Source organism: Sediminibacterium sp. (assembly GCF_051860225.1).
Taxonomy (GTDB): Bacteria; Bacteroidota; Bacteroidia; order Chitinophagales; family Chitinophagaceae; genus Sediminibacterium.
Genome location: NZ_JBHYEI010000001.1, coordinates 1,468,050 through 1,486,433, shown reverse-complemented (window position 1 = coordinate 1,486,433; position 18,384 = coordinate 1,468,050). Strand labels below are relative to the sequence as shown.

General features: G+C 35.1%; 19 protein-coding genes. 6 read left to right on the top strand and 13 right to left on the bottom strand.

What is annotated here, in order from left to right; genetic code table 11:
- Positions 1-8 precede the first annotated feature (8 nt).
- The 4 genes from ACTIEI_RS06410 to ACTIEI_RS06395 are packed head-to-tail and all read right to left on the bottom strand — an operon-like array spanning position 9 to position 2,894.
- Complete coding sequence (locus tag ACTIEI_RS06410) at positions 9-668, bottom strand: hypothetical protein (RefSeq protein ID WP_439505457.1); 660 nt, start codon at positions 666-668, stop codon at positions 9-11.
- Entirely contained in the window at positions 668-1,498 is an 831-nt protein-coding gene (locus tag ACTIEI_RS06405) for an ABC transporter permease (RefSeq protein ID WP_439505456.1), read from the bottom strand. The genes ACTIEI_RS06410 and ACTIEI_RS06405 overlap by 1 nt, the downstream gene beginning before the upstream one ends.
- Positions 1,498-2,352, bottom strand: coding sequence for an ABC transporter ATP-binding protein (locus ACTIEI_RS06400; RefSeq protein ID WP_439505455.1), 855 nt, complete (start codon positions 2,350-2,352; stop codon positions 1,498-1,500). The genes ACTIEI_RS06405 and ACTIEI_RS06400 overlap by 1 nt, the downstream gene beginning before the upstream one ends.
- Complete coding sequence (locus tag ACTIEI_RS06395; RefSeq protein ID WP_439505454.1) at positions 2,349-2,894, bottom strand: hypothetical protein; 546 nt, start codon at positions 2,892-2,894, stop codon at positions 2,349-2,351. The genes ACTIEI_RS06400 and ACTIEI_RS06395 overlap by 4 nt, the downstream gene beginning before the upstream one ends.
- Positions 2,895-3,135: 241 nt before the next feature.
- Between ACTIEI_RS06395 and ACTIEI_RS06390 the strand changes: the two genes are divergently transcribed.
- The 3 genes from ACTIEI_RS06390 (at position 3,136) to ACTIEI_RS06380 (ending at position 6,937) form a co-directional block, all read left to right on the top strand.
- Complete coding sequence (locus tag ACTIEI_RS06390) at positions 3,136-3,675, top strand: helix-turn-helix domain-containing protein (RefSeq protein ID WP_439505453.1); 540 nt, start codon at positions 3,136-3,138, stop codon at positions 3,673-3,675.
- A 153-nt stretch (positions 3,676-3,828) separates the two neighbouring features.
- Positions 3,829-6,327, top strand: a complete 2,499-nt coding sequence (locus tag ACTIEI_RS06385) for a cation-translocating P-type ATPase (RefSeq protein ID WP_439505452.1) — start codon at positions 3,829-3,831, stop codon at positions 6,325-6,327.
- Between the two features lie 121 nt (positions 6,328-6,448).
- Positions 6,449-6,937 (top strand): hypothetical protein, encoded by a 489-nt coding sequence (locus ACTIEI_RS06380; RefSeq protein ID WP_439505451.1) that lies wholly within the window; start codon positions 6,449-6,451, stop codon positions 6,935-6,937.
- A gap of 10 nt (positions 6,938-6,947) precedes the next feature.
- On the opposite strand, the gene ACTIEI_RS06375 is transcribed toward ACTIEI_RS06380, so the two are convergent.
- From ACTIEI_RS06375 to ACTIEI_RS06365, 3 genes are read right to left on the bottom strand one after another with little or no spacing between them, the layout of a single operon-like run.
- On the bottom strand, positions 6,948-8,240 hold the full coding sequence (locus ACTIEI_RS06375) for a M28 family metallopeptidase (protein ID WP_439505450.1): 1,293 nt from the start codon (positions 8,238-8,240) through the stop codon (positions 6,948-6,950).
- A 12-nt stretch (positions 8,241-8,252) separates the two neighbouring features.
- A complete protein-coding gene (locus ACTIEI_RS06370) occupies positions 8,253-8,984 on the bottom strand; it encodes a LytR/AlgR family response regulator transcription factor (protein ID WP_439505449.1) in 732 nt (243 codons plus the stop codon).
- A 23-nt stretch (positions 8,985-9,007) separates the two neighbouring features.
- On the bottom strand, positions 9,008-10,066 hold the full coding sequence (locus tag ACTIEI_RS06365) for a sensor histidine kinase (RefSeq protein WP_439505448.1): 1,059 nt from the start codon (positions 10,064-10,066) through the stop codon (positions 9,008-9,010).
- Between the two features lie 156 nt (positions 10,067-10,222).
- Between ACTIEI_RS06365 and dxs the strand changes: the two genes are divergently transcribed.
- Positions 10,223-12,157 (top strand): 1-deoxy-D-xylulose-5-phosphate synthase, encoded by a 1,935-nt coding sequence (gene dxs / locus ACTIEI_RS06360; protein WP_439505447.1) that lies wholly within the window; start codon positions 10,223-10,225, stop codon positions 12,155-12,157.
- 58 nt (positions 12,158-12,215) lie between these two features.
- On the opposite strand, the gene ACTIEI_RS06355 is transcribed toward dxs, so the two are convergent.
- The 3 genes from ACTIEI_RS06355 to ACTIEI_RS06345 all read right to left on the bottom strand — a co-directional run bounded on the left by ACTIEI_RS06355 (position 12,216) and on the right by ACTIEI_RS06345 (position 14,325).
- On the bottom strand, positions 12,216-13,031 hold the full coding sequence (locus tag ACTIEI_RS06355) for a segregation and condensation protein A (protein ID WP_439505446.1): 816 nt from the start codon (positions 13,029-13,031) through the stop codon (positions 12,216-12,218).
- A 76-nt stretch (positions 13,032-13,107) separates the two neighbouring features.
- The gene (mscL, locus tag ACTIEI_RS06350; RefSeq protein ID WP_439505445.1) at positions 13,108-13,551 is read right to left on the bottom strand and encodes a large-conductance mechanosensitive channel protein MscL; all 444 of its coding nucleotides are present in this window, start codon (positions 13,549-13,551) and stop codon (positions 13,108-13,110) included.
- A 27-nt stretch (positions 13,552-13,578) separates the two neighbouring features.
- Positions 13,579-14,325, bottom strand: coding sequence for a PPK2 family polyphosphate kinase (locus ACTIEI_RS06345; RefSeq protein ID WP_439505444.1), 747 nt, complete (start codon positions 14,323-14,325; stop codon positions 13,579-13,581).
- 67 nt (positions 14,326-14,392) lie between these two features.
- Between ACTIEI_RS06345 and ACTIEI_RS06340 the strand changes: the two genes are divergently transcribed.
- Entirely contained in the window at positions 14,393-15,259 is an 867-nt protein-coding gene (locus ACTIEI_RS06340) for a DMT family transporter (RefSeq protein ID WP_439505443.1), read from the top strand.
- On the opposite strand, the gene frr is transcribed toward ACTIEI_RS06340, so the two are convergent.
- Positions 15,260-15,823: a ribosome recycling factor gene (gene frr, locus ACTIEI_RS06335; protein WP_439505442.1), complete on the bottom strand. Its 564-nt coding sequence runs from the start codon at positions 15,821-15,823 to the stop codon at positions 15,260-15,262.
- A 122-nt stretch (positions 15,824-15,945) separates the two neighbouring features.
- Between frr and ACTIEI_RS06330 the strand changes: the two genes are divergently transcribed.
- Complete coding sequence (locus ACTIEI_RS06330) at positions 15,946-16,788, top strand: transketolase (protein WP_439505441.1); 843 nt, start codon at positions 15,946-15,948, stop codon at positions 16,786-16,788.
- A gap of 28 nt (positions 16,789-16,816) precedes the next feature.
- On the opposite strand, the gene ACTIEI_RS06325 is transcribed toward ACTIEI_RS06330, so the two are convergent.
- Both ACTIEI_RS06325 and rbfA read right to left on the bottom strand, forming a co-directional pair.
- Complete coding sequence (locus tag ACTIEI_RS06325) at positions 16,817-18,022, bottom strand: FtsX-like permease family protein (RefSeq protein WP_439505440.1); 1,206 nt, start codon at positions 18,020-18,022, stop codon at positions 16,817-16,819.
- Complete coding sequence (gene rbfA, locus ACTIEI_RS06320; protein WP_439505439.1) at positions 18,019-18,378, bottom strand: 30S ribosome-binding factor RbfA; 360 nt, start codon at positions 18,376-18,378, stop codon at positions 18,019-18,021. Before rbfA ends, ACTIEI_RS06325 begins: the two co-directional genes overlap by 4 nt.
- Positions 18,379-18,384 lie beyond the last annotated feature (6 nt).

The following is an 18,384-nucleotide window of genomic DNA, read 5'->3' as shown; positions in this document are numbered from 1 at the left end:
TATCAATATTATAAAATAGATTTAATATGATAATTACTCATGGTTAAATAAATAGCACCAGTCTTAGTTCCTGCAGCTTTCATTTTCTTTCGATCTAATTGGGTGTCTTTACCCATGAAATTAATTGGGATACGAATTTTTTCAATCTCAAAATTCACCGTTACTTTATCGGGTAATACTTTTGAATCGGCATTGTATTGAAAATTCAATAGATAAGAGCCATCTTTCTTAGTATTGATTTCAGACTCTACCACTCTTTTTAGTTTGGTATCAATTAGAATGGTCGCAATAGAAAAATCAGCTCTCTTATCTGTAGGTATGATATTAATTGCTTTATACGTTCTAGTTCCTCGCTGCTCCAATCCTCTATCTACCGTAATAAATGGGTATTCTAACAAGCTGTTCAATGAAAAATCTAACCCTCGCTTGGGTAACATCACAAAGTCGTCAGTTGAAAATTTCACTTTTTTACCTTTAGCATAATACATCTGTGCTTTTTTAACAGGCATATTGATAAAAGAAATATCGACTTCCAACTTTAATTGGGTGCTAAACGATAAGATAGAATCGAGCCTATTTTTAACTTTCAATAAATCCGCATCTATCTCCTGTGCTGATAAACCTAACCATAAAAATTGCACCAATAAAACAATTGCAGTTTTTTTCATTACCCAATATCTTTTTTATTAAACCATATTATTCCAGCACCCATAAACAAAATACAATACCCAACACTCAATAAACTATTAAAAATAATTTGTTGCCAATTGATTGTGTAATAAAAAAAGTATTGCCAAGTATCATTTAATTTGGCAAAAAACAATTGATTAAACCAATTATCTCCAAAATCAACTTTCAGTAAAATATTCGAAAGAATTAAGAAAAAGGCAGATACAATCCAAGTTTTGGTTGCCTCTTTAAACAGAATGGCAATGGTTAAACTTGCTACAGAAAAAAATACCATCGACAAAGCGCCAGATAAAAACGACCATTGTAATCTTCGAATGGCGTCAGGTGCATCAAAAAAGTTTAATCCGTTTAGGTATACCACTAAATCTCCTTTCCCAAATAATGCATAAGACAGACCAAAGGAACTAGCGGCTAATAATCCTACCACCAGCAAAGTAAATCCGATTGCAACAAGGTACTTACTTAAAATGTATTTCCACTTGCTTACTGGCTGAAGCATAATGGTCTGTAAGGTTCTGTCTTTGTATTCAGATGTTAAAGTACCGGAAACTACAATCATCAAAATCAATGGCAAATGAAACCAAAGGGTATTAAGAATTAAATAAATCAATAGGTTTCCATTTAATAGTGTACCCTCAAAATAAAATTTTTGCTTTAAATTTTCTAAAAGCAAATCAATTATAGTTGTTCCTTGATAGTAAGCGCTGAATAAGATCAACAACTCAATGGAAAACAATGCGCCTAAAGCATAATAAGTTTTCCCCTGTTTGAATAATTTATATATTTCAGCCTTTAGTAAGTATTGCATTAACCGTTTGTTTCAAATAGTTTTTCCATACTCAATTCAGGAGTACAAGATGTAATATAAATTTGCTCTTTGTCTAATAGCTGAATTAGATGAGGTACTTCAGCTGCAGCAATAGTAACCATTGCGCAATTCCCTTTAAATTCTACTTCATAGTTTTTTAAACAGGCTGCTTGCCGAATATTGTCTGCACAAATATTATAAACATAGGTATTGTCTGCTATTAATTGTTGTGCCGGACCAGAGTTGACTAATTTCCCCTCTTTCAATACATATAAGGTATGGCAGAGCTTACTTAACTCTTCAATAATATGCGAAGACAAAATAATGGCCAACTGCTCTTTTTCTGCCAAATCCGCAATCAATCTTCTTAAGGAACTCACTCCCAACGGATCTAATCCGGTGAATGGCTCATCTAATACCAAACAAGCAGGATTATTCAAAAGCGCTATAGCAATACCCAATCTTTGCTTCATCCCCATTGAAAAGTTTGCCACTCTATCCGTTCTGTCTGTAGGCAATCCTACTTTAATCAAGTGTGCTGCAATATCTTGCTTAGTCAATCGAAGCCCTTGTATACTGGAAAATAAGTGAAGATTATCCTGTGCACTCAAGTATTCATACAACGCAGGTTTTTCAATGATTCCCCCTATTGGCTTTACCGATTGATTGGGCAATACCACTTGCCCAGAATTGGGCGTTACTAATCCAAATAATATTTTGAATAAAGTTGTTTTTCCAGCACCATTAGCACCCAGCAAACCACAGATTTCTCCTGCAGCACAACTGATACTCACATTGTCAAGCACTTTTCTTTTACCGTATACCTTGCTGAGATTGGTTCCTGAAATGATCATGTTTGTAAAACTAGTTGTTGATAATCAGAATAATTAAATTTGGGCTTGTAATTACTTTCAAGAAAAGTGCGAGACCAAAAATGTTTTTTAAAACCAAACCATGGATCTTTAATCATGAAATAAGGGACATAATGATACCATTTTACTCCTTTGGCTGCATAATAAGCTTTTACCTCTTCCCCTATTCCTAATTCTTTTGCAGCTTCTAAAGCAGCCATACGCTGACATTTTGATCCGATATACGTATCTACAATCCTTCGATTAAAACCATGCATAAAAAATTGGTCTTTTGCCCGCTTATAATTTTGATATCGACTCCAGCCATCGGCTAGAACCAAGAAGATATGAATAAAGGAAAACATAAAACTCCAAGCCCAGAAGAAGATAATCCAAGCTGAAAAATTAGCGACTGCTTCATTCAGCTTTACCCAATAAAACCATGACTCAAGAATAAATATAGCTAAAGAATAATACAACAACCTTCCTACCCTTAAATAGGATAGCAACGGATGAGGTTGTTTTGGCAATACACTAAAATACATATTGCTAAAGTTAACAATTGAATCAAATCAAAAAAAATGAAATTAGGCCGACATTTTCAATTAGCTAATACTATTTTAATAGACTACCTTACACTTATCCAAATCCACCGGATTCTATCCTTTACCTTGTTCTAACAAGAACCTCAGGATTCTACCCATTTTCTTAGCAATTACATTCTTACAACAAATTAAATACGGCCCAAGAACCTTGTGCCTCATTATGAAAGTTTACATAAAATACATGGTTAGCTTAAGATGCAAACTAATTGTAAAAGAAATTTTACAAACCTCAGACATCCCCTACCAAAGAATAGACTTAGGAGAAGTATTAATGACATATCCTATAGATCAGGAAAAAATAGAAGATTTTAGAATAAGATTATTCAAATATGGACTTGAACTAATTGACGACAAAAAATCAATTATCATCAGTCAAATAAAGGGTGTGATTATTGAAATGATACACTATAGTGAAGATGAACCTGAATTAAATTTCTCCACATTCCTTAGTGATAAACTATCATACAACTATACTTATTTATCCAACTTATTTTCAGAAATTCAAGGTAGTACCATTGAGCAATTCATCATTTTACACAAGATTGAAAGAGTTAAAGAATTAATCATTTACAATGAGTTAAACTTAACCGAAATAGCTTGGAAACTCCATTATAGCAGTGTTGCACATCTTTCAAATCAATTCAAAAAAATCACTGGATTAACCCCTTCATTTTTTAAAGCCATGGCCAATAAAAAGAGAGAAGTACTTGAAAAACTGTAAAACATATAACTAATAAGCTAAATACTTCAATTAATAAAGATATTAAATTCATAAAAGGCAAAAGCCCTCTTTAAGAAACAAGTCTTACTGCTAAAATATTACAACAAAGAATTAATCATTTTTTATGAATTATCTTTAAGATAATATATAGGTATGCAAACAGCTCCATTTGATATACAAGGGCTTTCTGACCAAGAAGTACTGAATGCAAGAAATAAATTTGGGAACAACCAACTATCATTTAAAAAGGACAATAGTTTCATAGATGCACTTAAAAGCATTTTCAAAGAACCTATGGTCATTTTATTATTAGTTGCGGCTTCTATCTATTTTATAACAGGATATGTGGGTGATGGCCTTTTTTTGGCTGGGGCCATCTTACTAGTGGCTGGAATTTCATTATACCAAGATGCCAGAAGTAGACAAGCACTCCAAAAACTAGAAGCGTTCACTCAGCCATTTTGTAAGGTTGTTCGCAATAATGAAATAGTTTCTATTCATATAAACGAATTAGTAATTGGAGATTATCTGCTAATTGAAGAAGGCAATTCTGTTTCTGCAGATGGTTTAATTATTCAATCCAATGACTTTTTGGTAAATGAATCTATTCTAACAGGAGAAACATTTGCTGTAAATAAAAACCATAACAGTAACGACAATCAAGTATATAGAGGCACTTATGCAGTGGCAGGTTTAGCAATAGCGAAAATCACTGCAATCGGCAACGACTCTAAGCTAGGTAGAATTGGAAAAAGCTTAGAATCTATTGTAGAAGAGAAAACGCCTTTAGAAAAACAAATCAATCGATTTGTTCGAAATATGGCCATCATTGGAACTATTGTTTTCTTAATAGTATGGTTTATTAATTATAAAGTTAATCATGATATACTGAATAGCTTACTACAAGCGCTCACTTTGGCGATGAGTATTTTACCTGAAGAAATTCCTGTTGCATTTACCACTTTTATGGCATTAGGAGCATGGAGACTAATGAAAATGGGAATTGTAGTAAAACAAATGAAAACTGTTGAAACACTTGGCAGTGCAACAGTTATATGCACAGACAAAACGGGCACCCTTACCGAAAACAAAATGAGCATTGCTGCCATTTATAATGCAACCACACAAAAATCTTTTTTATCGAATCAAATAAATCAGCACCAAGCAGAAAATCAGTCATTAATTGAAATAGCCATGTGGGCAAGTGAGCCTATTCCTTTTGATCCAATGGAATTAGCCTTGCATCAATTGTACAAAGAAAGCAGTCCATCAGACGAACGTCCCTTATATAAAATGATTCATGAATATCCATTAGAAGGAAGACCTCCAATGATGACACATATTTTCGAAAATGTCGATGGGAAAAAAATTATCGCAGCCAAAGGTGCCCCAGAAGCTATTCTAGCTTGCTCTAATGCAAATAGTGAAATAAGAATAGCTACTCAAAATGCTATCAATGAATATACTTCTGCTGGATATAGAGTACTTGCAGTAGGGGAAGCGCTATTTTTCGGCAATGAATTTCCTGCTAAACAGCAAGATTTCATATTTGAACTCAAGGGGGTTATTGCATTTTATGATCCGCCAAAAGAAAATATGAACGATGTCTTGGCGCAGTTTTATCAAGCAGGGATAAAAGTAAAAATCATCACAGGAGACAATGCCGCCACTACTATTACTATTGCAAAGAAAATTGGATTTAAAGGTGCAGAAAAACAAATAAGCGGAGACGAGCTGATGCTGCTAACTGACGCTGAACTAAAAATAAAAGTAGCTGAAACCCATATTTTTACCCGAATGTTTCCGGAAGCTAAACTAAGAATAATTAATGCATTAAAAAGCAATAAAGAAATAGTTGCCATGACTGGTGATGGAGTGAATGATGGGCCGGCATTAAAATCTGCTCATATTGGAATTGCAATGGGTAAAAAAGGGACAGAAATTGCCAAACAGGCTGCTTCGTTAATTTTAATTGATGACGATTTAGCCAAAATGGTAGACGCGGTAGCCATGGGTAGAAAAATTTATACTAATTTAAAAAAAGCCATACAGTATATTATTTCTATCCATATTCCTATTGTTTTAACTGTATTTATTCCGCTTGTACTTGGTTGGCTTTATCCTAATATTTTTACGCCTGTACATGTAATTTTTCTTGAACTAATCATGGGGCCTACCTGCTCTATCATTTATGAAAATGAGCCAATAGAAAAAAATACAATGATTGAATCACCTAGGCCATTTACCAGCACTTTTTTTAGTTGGAAAGAACTAACAACGAGCTTAATACAAGGCCTCGCCATTACTGCAGGAACTTTATATGTTTATCAATATGCAGTAACTACCTCATTAGATTTAAATTCCACAAGAACAATGGTTTTTAGCACCCTTGTATTTGCTAATATATTTTTAACGCTTATTAACCGATCATTCTATTATTCTATCATCACTACCATAAGATATAGAAACAATTTAGTACTGGGAATGATTTTGATAACCCTTGTGCTTTTATTTTCTTTAATATATATAAAACCTTTCGCCATATTTTTTGACTTCGCAGCCATTAGTATTCAACAGTTAAGCATTTGTTTAGCCATTGGAAGTATTTCTGTTCTTTGGTATGAGTTGGTTAAGTTATTTAAAAGGCATTAAAATTTACTAATCAAAATTGAGTTGCAAGAAGATATGTGAAAGATGTAACTAATATGATGAATAGTATAATGCTGGTCTACAACAAAAAGCCAACCTTGCATTCATTACCAGAAAAAAAATTATGAAAAAGAACATTTTAATTGTTGCAATTATTTTATGTGCTGTCAGCATATACTCTACTACTAATGCACAATCGTACAAAAACGGTTTAGGATTAAGATTTGGCGGATTAACCAGTGGATTAACTTTAAAGCACTTTACCAATCAAACAACTGCCTTAGAAGGAATTGTTAGTTTAGGTAGACAAAGTGTAATTGTTACAGGCCTTTATGAAAAACATACACCATTAGGTGGATCAGGCAGTGCTAAATTATTTTATGGATTTGGAGGTCACTTAGGATTTTTCCAAGACGGCGGCAGGTACTATTATAATGACAGTAGAATCTATACTTCATCAACTGTTGTAGGTATTGATGGAATACTTGGATTAGACTTTAAATTAAATAAAGCCCCCATCAATATTAGTATGGACATTAAACCATTCGTTGACTTTTTTGGAGGCAACTACTTTTATATGGATGGAGGACTTAGTGTAAGATATACTTTCTAGAAAAACCAATTTATCTTAAGCTGCTGGCATCAACTCTGGTGGGTGTTTCTTTCCCATTGATGATTCCTCTAGCACTTAAAGCAATTGATCGGATGATTTGAGTCATGTTCGGAATATCGATCGTACTTAATTCATCCGATGCTTTATGATAATAAGGATCTACATCAATTTTAGTGGTTGAAATAGTATGAGCTGGCACACCCAATCTAGCAAGTGTTGCATTATCTGATCGATAAAATAAATTCTGACTAGTATAAGGATCAGGATAAAAAGTAAAATTGGTGCCAACTAAATTTCCTTGTAAAATTTTTCCCATATCGGTTTTTTCGTATCCAGTAATAAAAGCACTGTTTTTTCCCCACTTGCTTTCACTACCAATCATTTCAATATTGAACATGGCTTTTACATCCAAAGGATTGAACTGCTTTGAAAAATATTGAGACCCAAATCCACCCACTTCTTCTGCAGTAAAAGCAACAAAAATCAAGGTTCTTTCATTATTCTTTGCTGCTGCATAATATTTTGCCAACAACATCATAGCAGTGGTTCCTGCAGCATCATCATTGGCCCCATTATAGATTGAATCATTGTTTACCATATTTCTGGTATTGATTCCTAAATGATCATAATGGCCAGAAAAAATCACATACTCGTTTGGTAATTTTTTCCCAGGTATCATTCCAACAACATTGGCTAAAGGCATTTCTTGAATCTCGTGTTTCGCATCAATGGTAATACTTTTGATAGCCGTTTCAGCTGTCAAAACAAATACAACCGATTTGTCAGAATAAAACATATTGCCTTTTAATTGTGATAACCTTCCAAAGCTGCTAGTAAAGGAAGTATCTACTAATACGATTGTATTCTTTGTCAAACCACTGTATTTGCGGGCCTCACCAAATAAATTTGCCCCCTTTCCAATTACTGCCACATCATAACCAGATTTTTCAGTAACCTGCAAATCTTTACTGCAAGTCACTGCCATAATTTGTTTAGTCTCTAAAGCGGATTCATTGAGCATGCCAGATGCACTGATAAACTTCGGTCTAATCATAGCAAAGGACTGTAGATAACTATTAGTTCCTTTTAAAGGCTGTATTCCATAAGATTTAAATTCAGCAGCAATAAAAGAGGCTGCTTTGTCTATACCCTTGGTAAAAGTTCTTCTGCCTTCCATTTCATCGGAAGCCAATGTACCCAGTACTCTTTGCACTTCGGCATCTGTAATAATGGTTTGTAAGTCCTGCGCTTTAGCAGCTACCATCAATCCCAACAAAAAAAAGGCAACAAAAATCTTTTTCATATTTCAATAAATTTATAAACTCATCATTTCTTTAAACTTCACCGTTTGTCTGCGGCTTACTTCAATTTTTTCTCCGCCTTTTAGATCAAGAATTAACCCGCCATTAAAATAGGGTTCAATTTTTTCAATCCATCTGAGGTTGATAATATGTTTTCTATTCGCCCTAAAAAACATTCGATCATCTAAGCGTTCTTCTAACGCATTTAACGATTTTAATATCAATGGCTTATTAGTTCCAAAGAATACCTTGGCATAATTGCCCACACTTTCAAATAACCTGATTTCTCCCAACTTAACAAACCAACAACGTTCGCCATCTTTTACAAATACCTGATCATGTTCTGTAAGTGGGCCTCTGTTATTACCACTCAGCCCAATTTTTTCTTTGAATAATTCCGCTTGTAATTTTTGGATGGCATCAGAAAGACGCTTAGGCTCAATGGGTTTTAACAAATAATCTAATGCGTTTACTTCAAATGCTTTAATCGCATATTCATCATAAGCAGTTGTGAATATTACTTTTGGCGCTTTTTCTACTTCAGCTAATAAATCAAAGCCTGTCTTACCTGGCATTTGAATATCCAAAAAGATTAATTCGGGATTAAGGGTTTCAATTTTCTCAATCCCTTCATCTACATTGGCAGCTTCATCTATCACTTCTATATCCCCATGGTCTTGCAATAACTTCTTTAATTCATTTCTTGCCAACCTTTCATCATCAATAATAATTGCCTTAATTGCCATAATTGCTGATTGTATTATTGTGGTTAAGCCGGCACACCTTGTACTGGCATAATAATTTTTGCTTCTACTAAATTATCAATTGTAGCTTCAATTGTAAAGCTTGCTTTATTCCCAAATAGCAATTTTAGTCTACTTCTAGTGCTTTTTAATCCAAAACCTTCTGAGTCGGGAATTTCGGCAATCGTTCCCGAATTCTGAACAATTAATTCGTGATGAGATTGTCTAAAATCAGAAATAATTTTTATTGTGCCCCCTTCTTTTGATTTGCTGATACCGTGTTTAATAGCATTCTCCACTAAAGTTTGCAACATCATGGGAGGGATAGGTTGATCTAAAGTATCTTCATCAATATCATATTCCACATTTAATCGATCTTCAAAACGGATATGCTCTAAAGCTAAATAGTCTTTTACAATATTTAATTCTCTTTCAAATGGAACTGTTTCTTGTTTTTCAGCTTGCATACTGCTTCTCAACAAATTACTCAATTCTGTGATTGCGGTTCTAGCCCTTACAGGATTTTCATCTACTAGCGCTCGAATACTATTCAATGCATTAAAAATAAAATGGGGATTGATATGACTTTTTATTGTTTTCAATTCCATTTCTTTAACCAAACTCTCTAGTTTAATCTTTTGAAATTCAGTTTTGGTACCCAATTCTATATAATGCCACAGGTAATAAATAGACACCCAAACTAATATCAAAGGAGAATCGGATACCAGATTCACTAAAAATCGTTTGTCTACAGAAACTTTTGTTTTAGGATTATATAAGTGCAGCCATTCTGCAATTGCCGAATTAGTGAGGTTAAAAAGCACTAAAATCAGCACTAAAACCCCAGTAAACTGTACCCATTTTTTTGATAACTCAGGAGGCAATAGATTGAATAGCTTGATTAGCTCTCTTAATACATGAGTAAAGAATAAGCCAGAAATAATGATTACTAATAATTTGGGATAGAAAATGCTGTTGATTTTGCTATCAAAAACAAAGGCAAAAAACACCATTGTTAGGCCATAGAGCAGCCAACCGCCTAATTGACACCACCAGTATAGTATTGCTTTACTTTTTGTTCTCATGACTTACAAAGCTAAATATAGCTAAGTGCCTGAAAAGGAACAAATTGGATTAAAGGCAAATTCAGCTTCTGGTTGGCTTAAATTAATGTAGTTGAAGGATGAACCTTCCTTTTTATCGGATGTTATTGTATTTTTACTACTTAAAATACTTTGTACATGGAGTTTGTTCCCGGCCCTTTACTCAAAAATATCAATAGCCCTGAAGACCTTAAAAAACTCAGCAGAGCACAGTTACACCAGATTTGCGACGAATTAAGACAATATATCATAGATGTAGTAAGCGTGCATGGCGGACATTTTGCAGCTAGTTTGGGCGTTGTAGAGCTGTCCGTAGCATTACATTATATCTACAATACGCCTTATGATCAATTGGTTTGGGATGTAGGTCATCAGGCTTATGGACATAAAATATTAACAGGCAGAAGAGATAATTTTCCTACTAATCGTAAGTACAAAGGATTAAGCGGTTTCCCCAAACGTTCTGAAAGTGAATATGATACTTTTGGTGTTGGACACTCATCAACCTCTATTTCAGCAGCACTAGGAATGGCCATTGCCGCCAAGCACAAAGGAGAAAACAGAAAATCTGTTGCCATTATTGGGGATGGATCTATGACGGCGGGTATGGCTTTTGAAGCCATGAACCATGCAGGTGTTGCCGACAGTGATGTGCTCATTATTTTGAACGATAACTGTATGAGCATCGACCCCAATGTTGGTGCTTTAAAAGAATATTTAACTGATATCAGCACTTCTCCCACTTACAATAAAGTAAGAGATGAAATATGGAACCTAATGGGCAAACTACCTGTGGGGAAAAATTTCAGCAGAGAAATGGCTTCAAAAATGGAAGCCAGCATCAAAGGCGTTGTAAACAAAAGCAGCAATTTATTTGAAGCATTAAAGCTGCGCTATTTTGGACCAATTGATGGGCACAATATTACCAAGCTGGTGGACACTTTAAAAGACCTAAGAGAAATACCTGGTCCTAAATTATTGCATATTATTACCACCAAAGGGAAGGGATATGAACTTGCAGAGAAAGACCAAACCAAGTGGCATGCACCCGGCTTGTTCGACAAAACAACTGGAGAAATTTTCAAAAAGAAAATAGATATTCCACAGCCCCCTAAATATCAAGATGTTTTTGGACATACCATGATTGAATTAGCAGAAACCAACCCCAAAATAATGGGTGTAACACCGGCAATGCCTAGCGGGTCTTCACTTAAATTCATGATGGAGAAAATGCCCAATCGTGCATTTGATGTAGGCATTTGCGAGCAACATGCTGTTACAGTAAGCGCAGGTATGGCCACGCAAGGATTAAGGGTATTCTGTAATATTTACTCATCATTCATGCAACGTGCCTACGACCAAGTCGTACATGATGTTGCATTACAAAAACTGCCTGTGGTATTCTGTTTGGATCGTGCTGGATTAGTGGGTGAAGATGGTCCAACACATCACGGTTGTTATGATATTTCATTCATGCGTTGTATTCCTAATTTAATTGTTGCAGCTCCCATGAATGAAAAAGAATTACGCAACTTAATGTACACCGCACAATTAGATGAAACACAGTACCCTATGGTGATACGTTATCCAAGAGGGGAAGGTGTTATGCCAGAATGGAGAACACCATTTGAAGCCATTACAATTGGGAAAGGACGTAAATTAAAAGACGGAAAAGAAGTGGCCATTCTAAGTTTTGGACATCCTGGTAATTTTGCACAAACAGCCATACGTAATTTAAGAACAGAAGGCATTGACCCCGCTCATTACGATATCCGTTTTGTTAAACCAATTGATGAGGAATTACTTCACGAAGTTTTTAGCAATTATTCTAAAATAGTAACTGTGGAAGATGGTACAGTTCTAGGTGGATTTGGATCCGCAATATTAGAATTCATGAACACGAATGGCTACAAAGCTGATGTGAAAATTTTAGGTATCCCCGACAGACTGGTAGAACATGGTACGCTAAAGGAACTGCATAGAGAATGTGCTTATGATGCAGAAGGTATTGCAGACGCGGTACGAGTTTTAATGCTGTCATCTGTACAAACAACAAGTAATATTTTACAATAAGCATTTAAATTATTGTTGCATATCACATAAAAAAAGGCTGTTTTTCAACAGCCTTTTTTTATTCAAAACTTCCGTCTTGTTCTGTTCTTTCTTCGTCAGTTAAACCCTCATCAGCAATGTCTGCTTCTCTGTTTTCATTCCATTCAACAATGAAATTATTCATACCCTGACCAACTAATAATTTCATGTATTTCTGCTGCGACAATTCTAATATTGATAAGAATAAGAATATGGCATGAATCCGGTCTTCACAAATTTCAAAAACCTTTTCAAAAGCAACCGTCTTTTCTCTTCCTACAAAATCAAGCATATAATCTCTACTACCTTCCATGGTATAATTGTAGCGAACTACGGTATGAACAGGTTTGTTTTGTCTATCGTGTACCCGTTGCATTACTTTTTCAAACGCTTTCATTAGCTTGAATAAAGTAATATTCTGTATTTCAGTTCCTTCAGAAGCTTCCTCACCAATAGAAGCAATTTCTTTTTGAAGATTCCCTCTTTTAACCATTAACATCCGCATAGCTTCCATTTCAGCCATTTGAACAGCAGCTTCCTTAAATTTCTTATATTCTAAAATTTTATCAATCAATTCTTGGCGGGGATCAATTTCATTACCAGATGCATCTATCTCTTTCCGTGGCAATAATAATCTCGCTTTAATGCGCATTAAAGTAGATACAAACAAGATGAACTCTGAACTTAATTCTATATTCAACTTTTCTGAGCCATGAATAAAATCTAAAAAGTCATTGATAATTTTAGTAATAGGGATATTATAAATATCTAGCTCATCTCTTTCTATGAAGAACAATAAAAGGTCAAAAGGGCCTTCAAACTGATCTAGTTTAATTTGATAGTTTACAGTACTCACGTTTCAGATTTTTACAAAGAAAAGAAAACAGGGCCTATTTTAGCCCTGTTTCAAGAATAGTTATCCACCAAATACGTTAATTTACTTTTTTCAAAGAATCCCTTATTTCAGCAAGGAGTTTTTCTGTATCACTTGGACCTGGAGGTGTTGCAGGTGTTGCAGGTACTTCTGCTTTTTTTAATTTATTCAAAGCCTTTATAACCATAAAAACGGCAAACGCCACTATTATAAAGTCAATTAAGTTAGTCATAAACTCTCCGTATTTGACAGATACTTCTGTAATAGCAGGTGTTACTACATTGCCAGAAGCATCTTTCACTGCTTCAACTGATTTTTGTAACACCCATTTTTTATCATTAAAATCTACTCCGCCAGTTAGCATACCCACTAATGGCATAATGATGCCATCTACAAAAGAGGTTACAATTTTTCCAAATGAAACCCCCATTACAAATGCAACAGCGGTATCTACTAAGTTGCCCCTAACGGCAAACTCTTTGAATTCTTTAATCATTCCCATAAAAATATTTTTATTACTGAAATATAGTTATTTCTTCAAACCTGGAAAACGCATTTTCATTTTTTTTAATGTAGTAAGAATTGTATTAGCAACTAAATATTCTTTATACCAGTTTTGATCAGAAGGTATGATATGCCAAGGCACTTTATTACACCGATTAAAACAATCTTCATAGGCATTCATATATTGTTCCCAAAGTTTGGCTTCTGCTAAGTCTTGCTCATTATATTTCCATTGCTTGGTTTTATCTTCTAACCTTTCCAACAATCTTTCATTTTGCTCTTCAGGACTAATATGCAAGTAAAATTTCAGTACATGTGTATTGTTATGTATTTCCAACATTTCTTCAAAATCATTTATGGCTTTCATTCTTTTAATGGCCAAAGTATCGTCGCACCATTTGTGTACCCTTGTAATTAATATATCTTCGTAATGAGAGCGATTAAATACTTGAATCATGCCTTTAGAAGGCGCATGCATATGTATTCTCCATAAAAAATCATGGGACAACTCCTTAGATGTAGGTGCTTTAAATGATTCTACTTGTACTCCTTGCGGATTCATTACGCCAAAAACATCCCTGATTAATCCATCTTTCCCACTTGCATCCATTCCTTGTATCACAATCAGTAAAGAGTGCTTTGATTCTGCGTACAATAAATTTTGTAATTCGGTGAGTTCTTTCAAAATCAAAGCAGTTTTTGTCTTTGTTTTTTCTTTGTTGAATGCTTTTGGAGCTCTCGTACTTATTTTGCTTAAGCGAACTGTTTGCATAATTCAGTGTTTACTTAAATGTATTGATTTAGAAGCGTAAATACTTCATCTTTGATAAAATTTGACCGTGCAAAAACAAGTATTGAATTGGCTCATTTTTAGTTTACTCTGCATTATTTGGGGCAGTTCTTTCATCTTAATGAAGGGAGGAATGAATGTCTTAACACCCTATCAAGTCGCTTCTATCCGTATTATTAGTGCTGGCTTGGTACTGTTGCCATTTGCACTAAAAGCCTTAAAAAATATTCCTAAAGAAAAAAGAGGGGTAGTTGTTTTATCAGGCCTATTAGGTAGCTTTTTCCCTGCCTATTTATTTTGCATCGCTGAAACCAAAATTGACAGTGCACTTGCTGGAATTATGAATGCGCTTACCCCGCTTTTTGTAATTCTTACAGGCATTTCTTTCTTTCAATTACAAGTAAAAAAATTACAATTAATTGGAATCATTGTAGGTTTTATTGGATTGTCTTTATTAGTAGCAGCTGGCTCCAACATCAGCTTAGAATATTTCTCCTATTCGTTGTTGGTTTTATTGGCTACTTTATTATATGGCATTAATGTGAATATGGTAGGTAAGCATATGCAAGGTATAGGCTCATTAGAAATTGCTTCCATGGCCTTTGTTTTCCTATTAATACCTTGTATAATCATTCTATACTTCACAGGTTTTTTTGCATTACCATTAACCGAAGACGCCTACCTACTTTCTATTGGGGCTTCTGCCATACTTGGCATATTTGGCACAGCGGTTGCATCTGTATTGTTCTATATGCTGGTTAAAAGGGCGGGGGCATTATTCGCATCAATGGTTACCTACGGTATACCCTTTGTTGCAATTGGATGGGGTATTTGGGGAGGAGAGCAGGTAAACCTTATTCAGGTTTCCTGCTGTGGAATTATCTTAGTGGGCGTTTATTTAGCTAACAAAAGATAATTAAACGGTCATCATTTCCTTTTCTTTGGCAGCTAAATGTTTTTCTACCAAGGCAATATGTTTATCTGTTAATTCTTGAATTTCTTTTTCTGCATCTTTTGCGGCGTCTTCGCTTAAACCCTCTTTTTGTAATTTTTTCACATCTTCAATAGCATCTCTCCTAATATTACGGATGGCGATTTTGGCTTGTTCCCCCTCACCACTGGCTTTTTTTACCAACTCTCTTCTTCTTTCTTCAGTTAATGGAGGCATAAATAGCCTGATTTGGACGCCATCATTTTGTGGAGTAATACCAATATTAGCAGCCATGATTGAACGTTCAATCAATGCCAACATATTTTTTTCCCATGGCTGAATACTGATGGTTCTAGCATCTAACACAGTAATATTAGCAACCTGCGCAATTGGAGTAGGTGCTCCATAGTAATCTACATTGATTCCGTCTAACATATTGGGATTAGCTTTTCCCGCTCTAATTTTAACTAGTTCTACCTCCAGATGGTGGATAGCTTTTTTCATAGTATCGGTCGCATCATCAATGATCATTCCTAATTCTTCAGACATAATTCAAATTTAAGTCCGGCAAATTTAATAAATCAATCCATACTTGTTGAACAAGTTTAAAGCAAAATAGGTCAAATATGCCCCAAATGCTTTTATCTTCGCCGTAAATTACCAAATTTGTTATGGCAAGTATAGCTGATTTAAAAAGCACGGCAACCCAAGTAAGAAGAGATATCGTGCGAATGGTGCATGGTGTTCAAAGTGGCCATCCTGGTGGATCTTTGGGATGTACTGATGTAGTAACGGCACTTTATTTTCATATCATGAAGCATGATGTGAATTTTAGCATGGATGGGAAACAAGAAGACTTATTCTTTTTGTCGAATGGACATATTTCCCCTTTACTCTATTCTGTTTTAGCTCGTGCGGGCTATTTTGAAGTAAAAGAATTAGCTAGTTTTAGAAAAATTAATACGCGTTTACAAGGGCATCCAACTACCCACGAACATTTACCTGGAGTAAGAATTGCCAGTGGATCATTAGGGCAGGGGTTGAGCGTAGCTGTAGGAGCTGCACTTACCAAGAAATTAAATCAAGACCCTCATTTGGTTTTTTCCTTACATGGTGACGGAGAATTACAAGAAGGACAAATTTGGGAGGCTGTGATGTTTGCTTCTCACAATAAGGTAGATAACCTAATCAGTATCGTAGACTTAAACGGTCAGCAAATTGACGGGCCTACCAGCAAAGTATTGTCTTTAGGAAATTTGCGCAGCAAGTTTGAATCATTTGATTGGACTGTGCTAGACATGGATGGAAACGATATGGATAATGTAGTAGCCGTACTAGATAAGGCTAAATCTATGACTGGAAATGGCAAGCCTATTTGTATTTTAATGAAAACAGAAATGGGTAAAGGGGTAGACTTTATGGAAGGCAGCCACGAATGGCACGGAATCGCACCTAGTGATGAGCAATTGGCTAAAGCTTTGGCTCAGTTACCAGAAACTTTAGGAGATTATTAAAATATCAACCATATAGGTTTTTAAATTTTTACGTGCGCAGCTCAAAAGGTTGCGCACTTGTTTTTTGTGCAGTAACCCAAGCAGCAGTAAAGGATATAGCGGTAACTGTTAGTAAAACCAATATAAAATCGAGCGCCAATATTTTTACTGGATAATAATCAATGATAAACGTAGACCCTCCCAATTTAATTAAATGAAACTGCTCTTGGGCCCAACATATTCCACCACCCAAAACAATCCCCACTCCTGCTCCAATTGCTGCCAACAACAACCCTTCTAACAAGAAAATAGTCCTAATTCTATTACTAGTTGCACCCAATGCACGGAGTACTGCAATATCCTTTTGCTTTTCTAAAACCAACATACTCAATGCACCAATCATATTAAATGCAGCTACTACTAATATCAAAGAAAGTATTCCATAAATAACCCATTTTTCTAATTGCATCACCGAATACAAAGAAGCATTTTGTTGGTACCTAGTTTGCACCTGAACCTGGTTGCCTAAAATCGTTTGTAATTGCTTTACCAGGTTGTTATTATTCTCTTTTGCATTAATTTCAATAGCGCTATACTCATTGGTTTTTAACCCCAACATATACTGTACAAATGCTAGATTAGTGAAGGCATATTTATTGTCAAACTCTTGCTGTACAATAAATGCTCCAGTTGGTATAACAGAAAAAGAATTCAAACCATCTCCAGTTAGTAAGTTCCCATTTCGATTAGGGAAATACAGTGTAGCTGCTTCTAATACCTTTTCGGTATTAATACCAGCAGCGTTCTCAATCCCCCCACCCATAACGATTCCAGGAATACTGGCATTACCCAATTCAAAGCTACCCCTACGAATATATTTCTGTATAGGATTTACTTGGCCGTAGTTCTTCTCAACGCCTTTTATAGTTACAATCGTTTGATAGGCTCCCGTTAAAAGTGCTTTTTCCTCTGCTACATAACTAAAGGCTTTGATTTCTTTTAACTCTTTCAATTGTTTGGCTTGCACTGTGCTTATATCAAAAGTTTTTCCTTTAATAGGAACCACTTTATAAGCAGGATAAAAATCTCCGTACAAACCTTTTACTAAGTCTTCAAATCCATTGAATACACTTAAAATAATAATTAAAGATGCCGTACCAACTGCAATGGCAGTGATGGCTATCCATGCAATAATATTGATTGCATTGGTGGTTTTTTTAGAGCGAAAATAGCGCCAGGCAAAGAGCAGATTCATTCGCCTTTTTCATTTATTTTCTTGAATACTTCCTCCATTTTAAAAACATAGTCTAAAGTATCGTCGTTGTAAAAATGAATCACAGGTATTCTTCTTAGTTGGTGCTTCATTTTGTCGGCCAACTCTTTTTTAATTTCCCAAGCTTTAGATTCGATTTTTTTCATCACAGCAACTGGGTCTTTTACTTGAAATAAACTCAGGTAAACCCTTGCCTCTAATAGGTCTGGTGTTACTTTAACACTAGCAATAGAAACCATCCCACCATCAATCATAGAAAGGTTTAATCTTCTGAATATATCGTTGAATTGCTCCTGTAATGCGCCGGCTACCTGCCGCTGTCTTTTTCCTTCCTCCATAATATC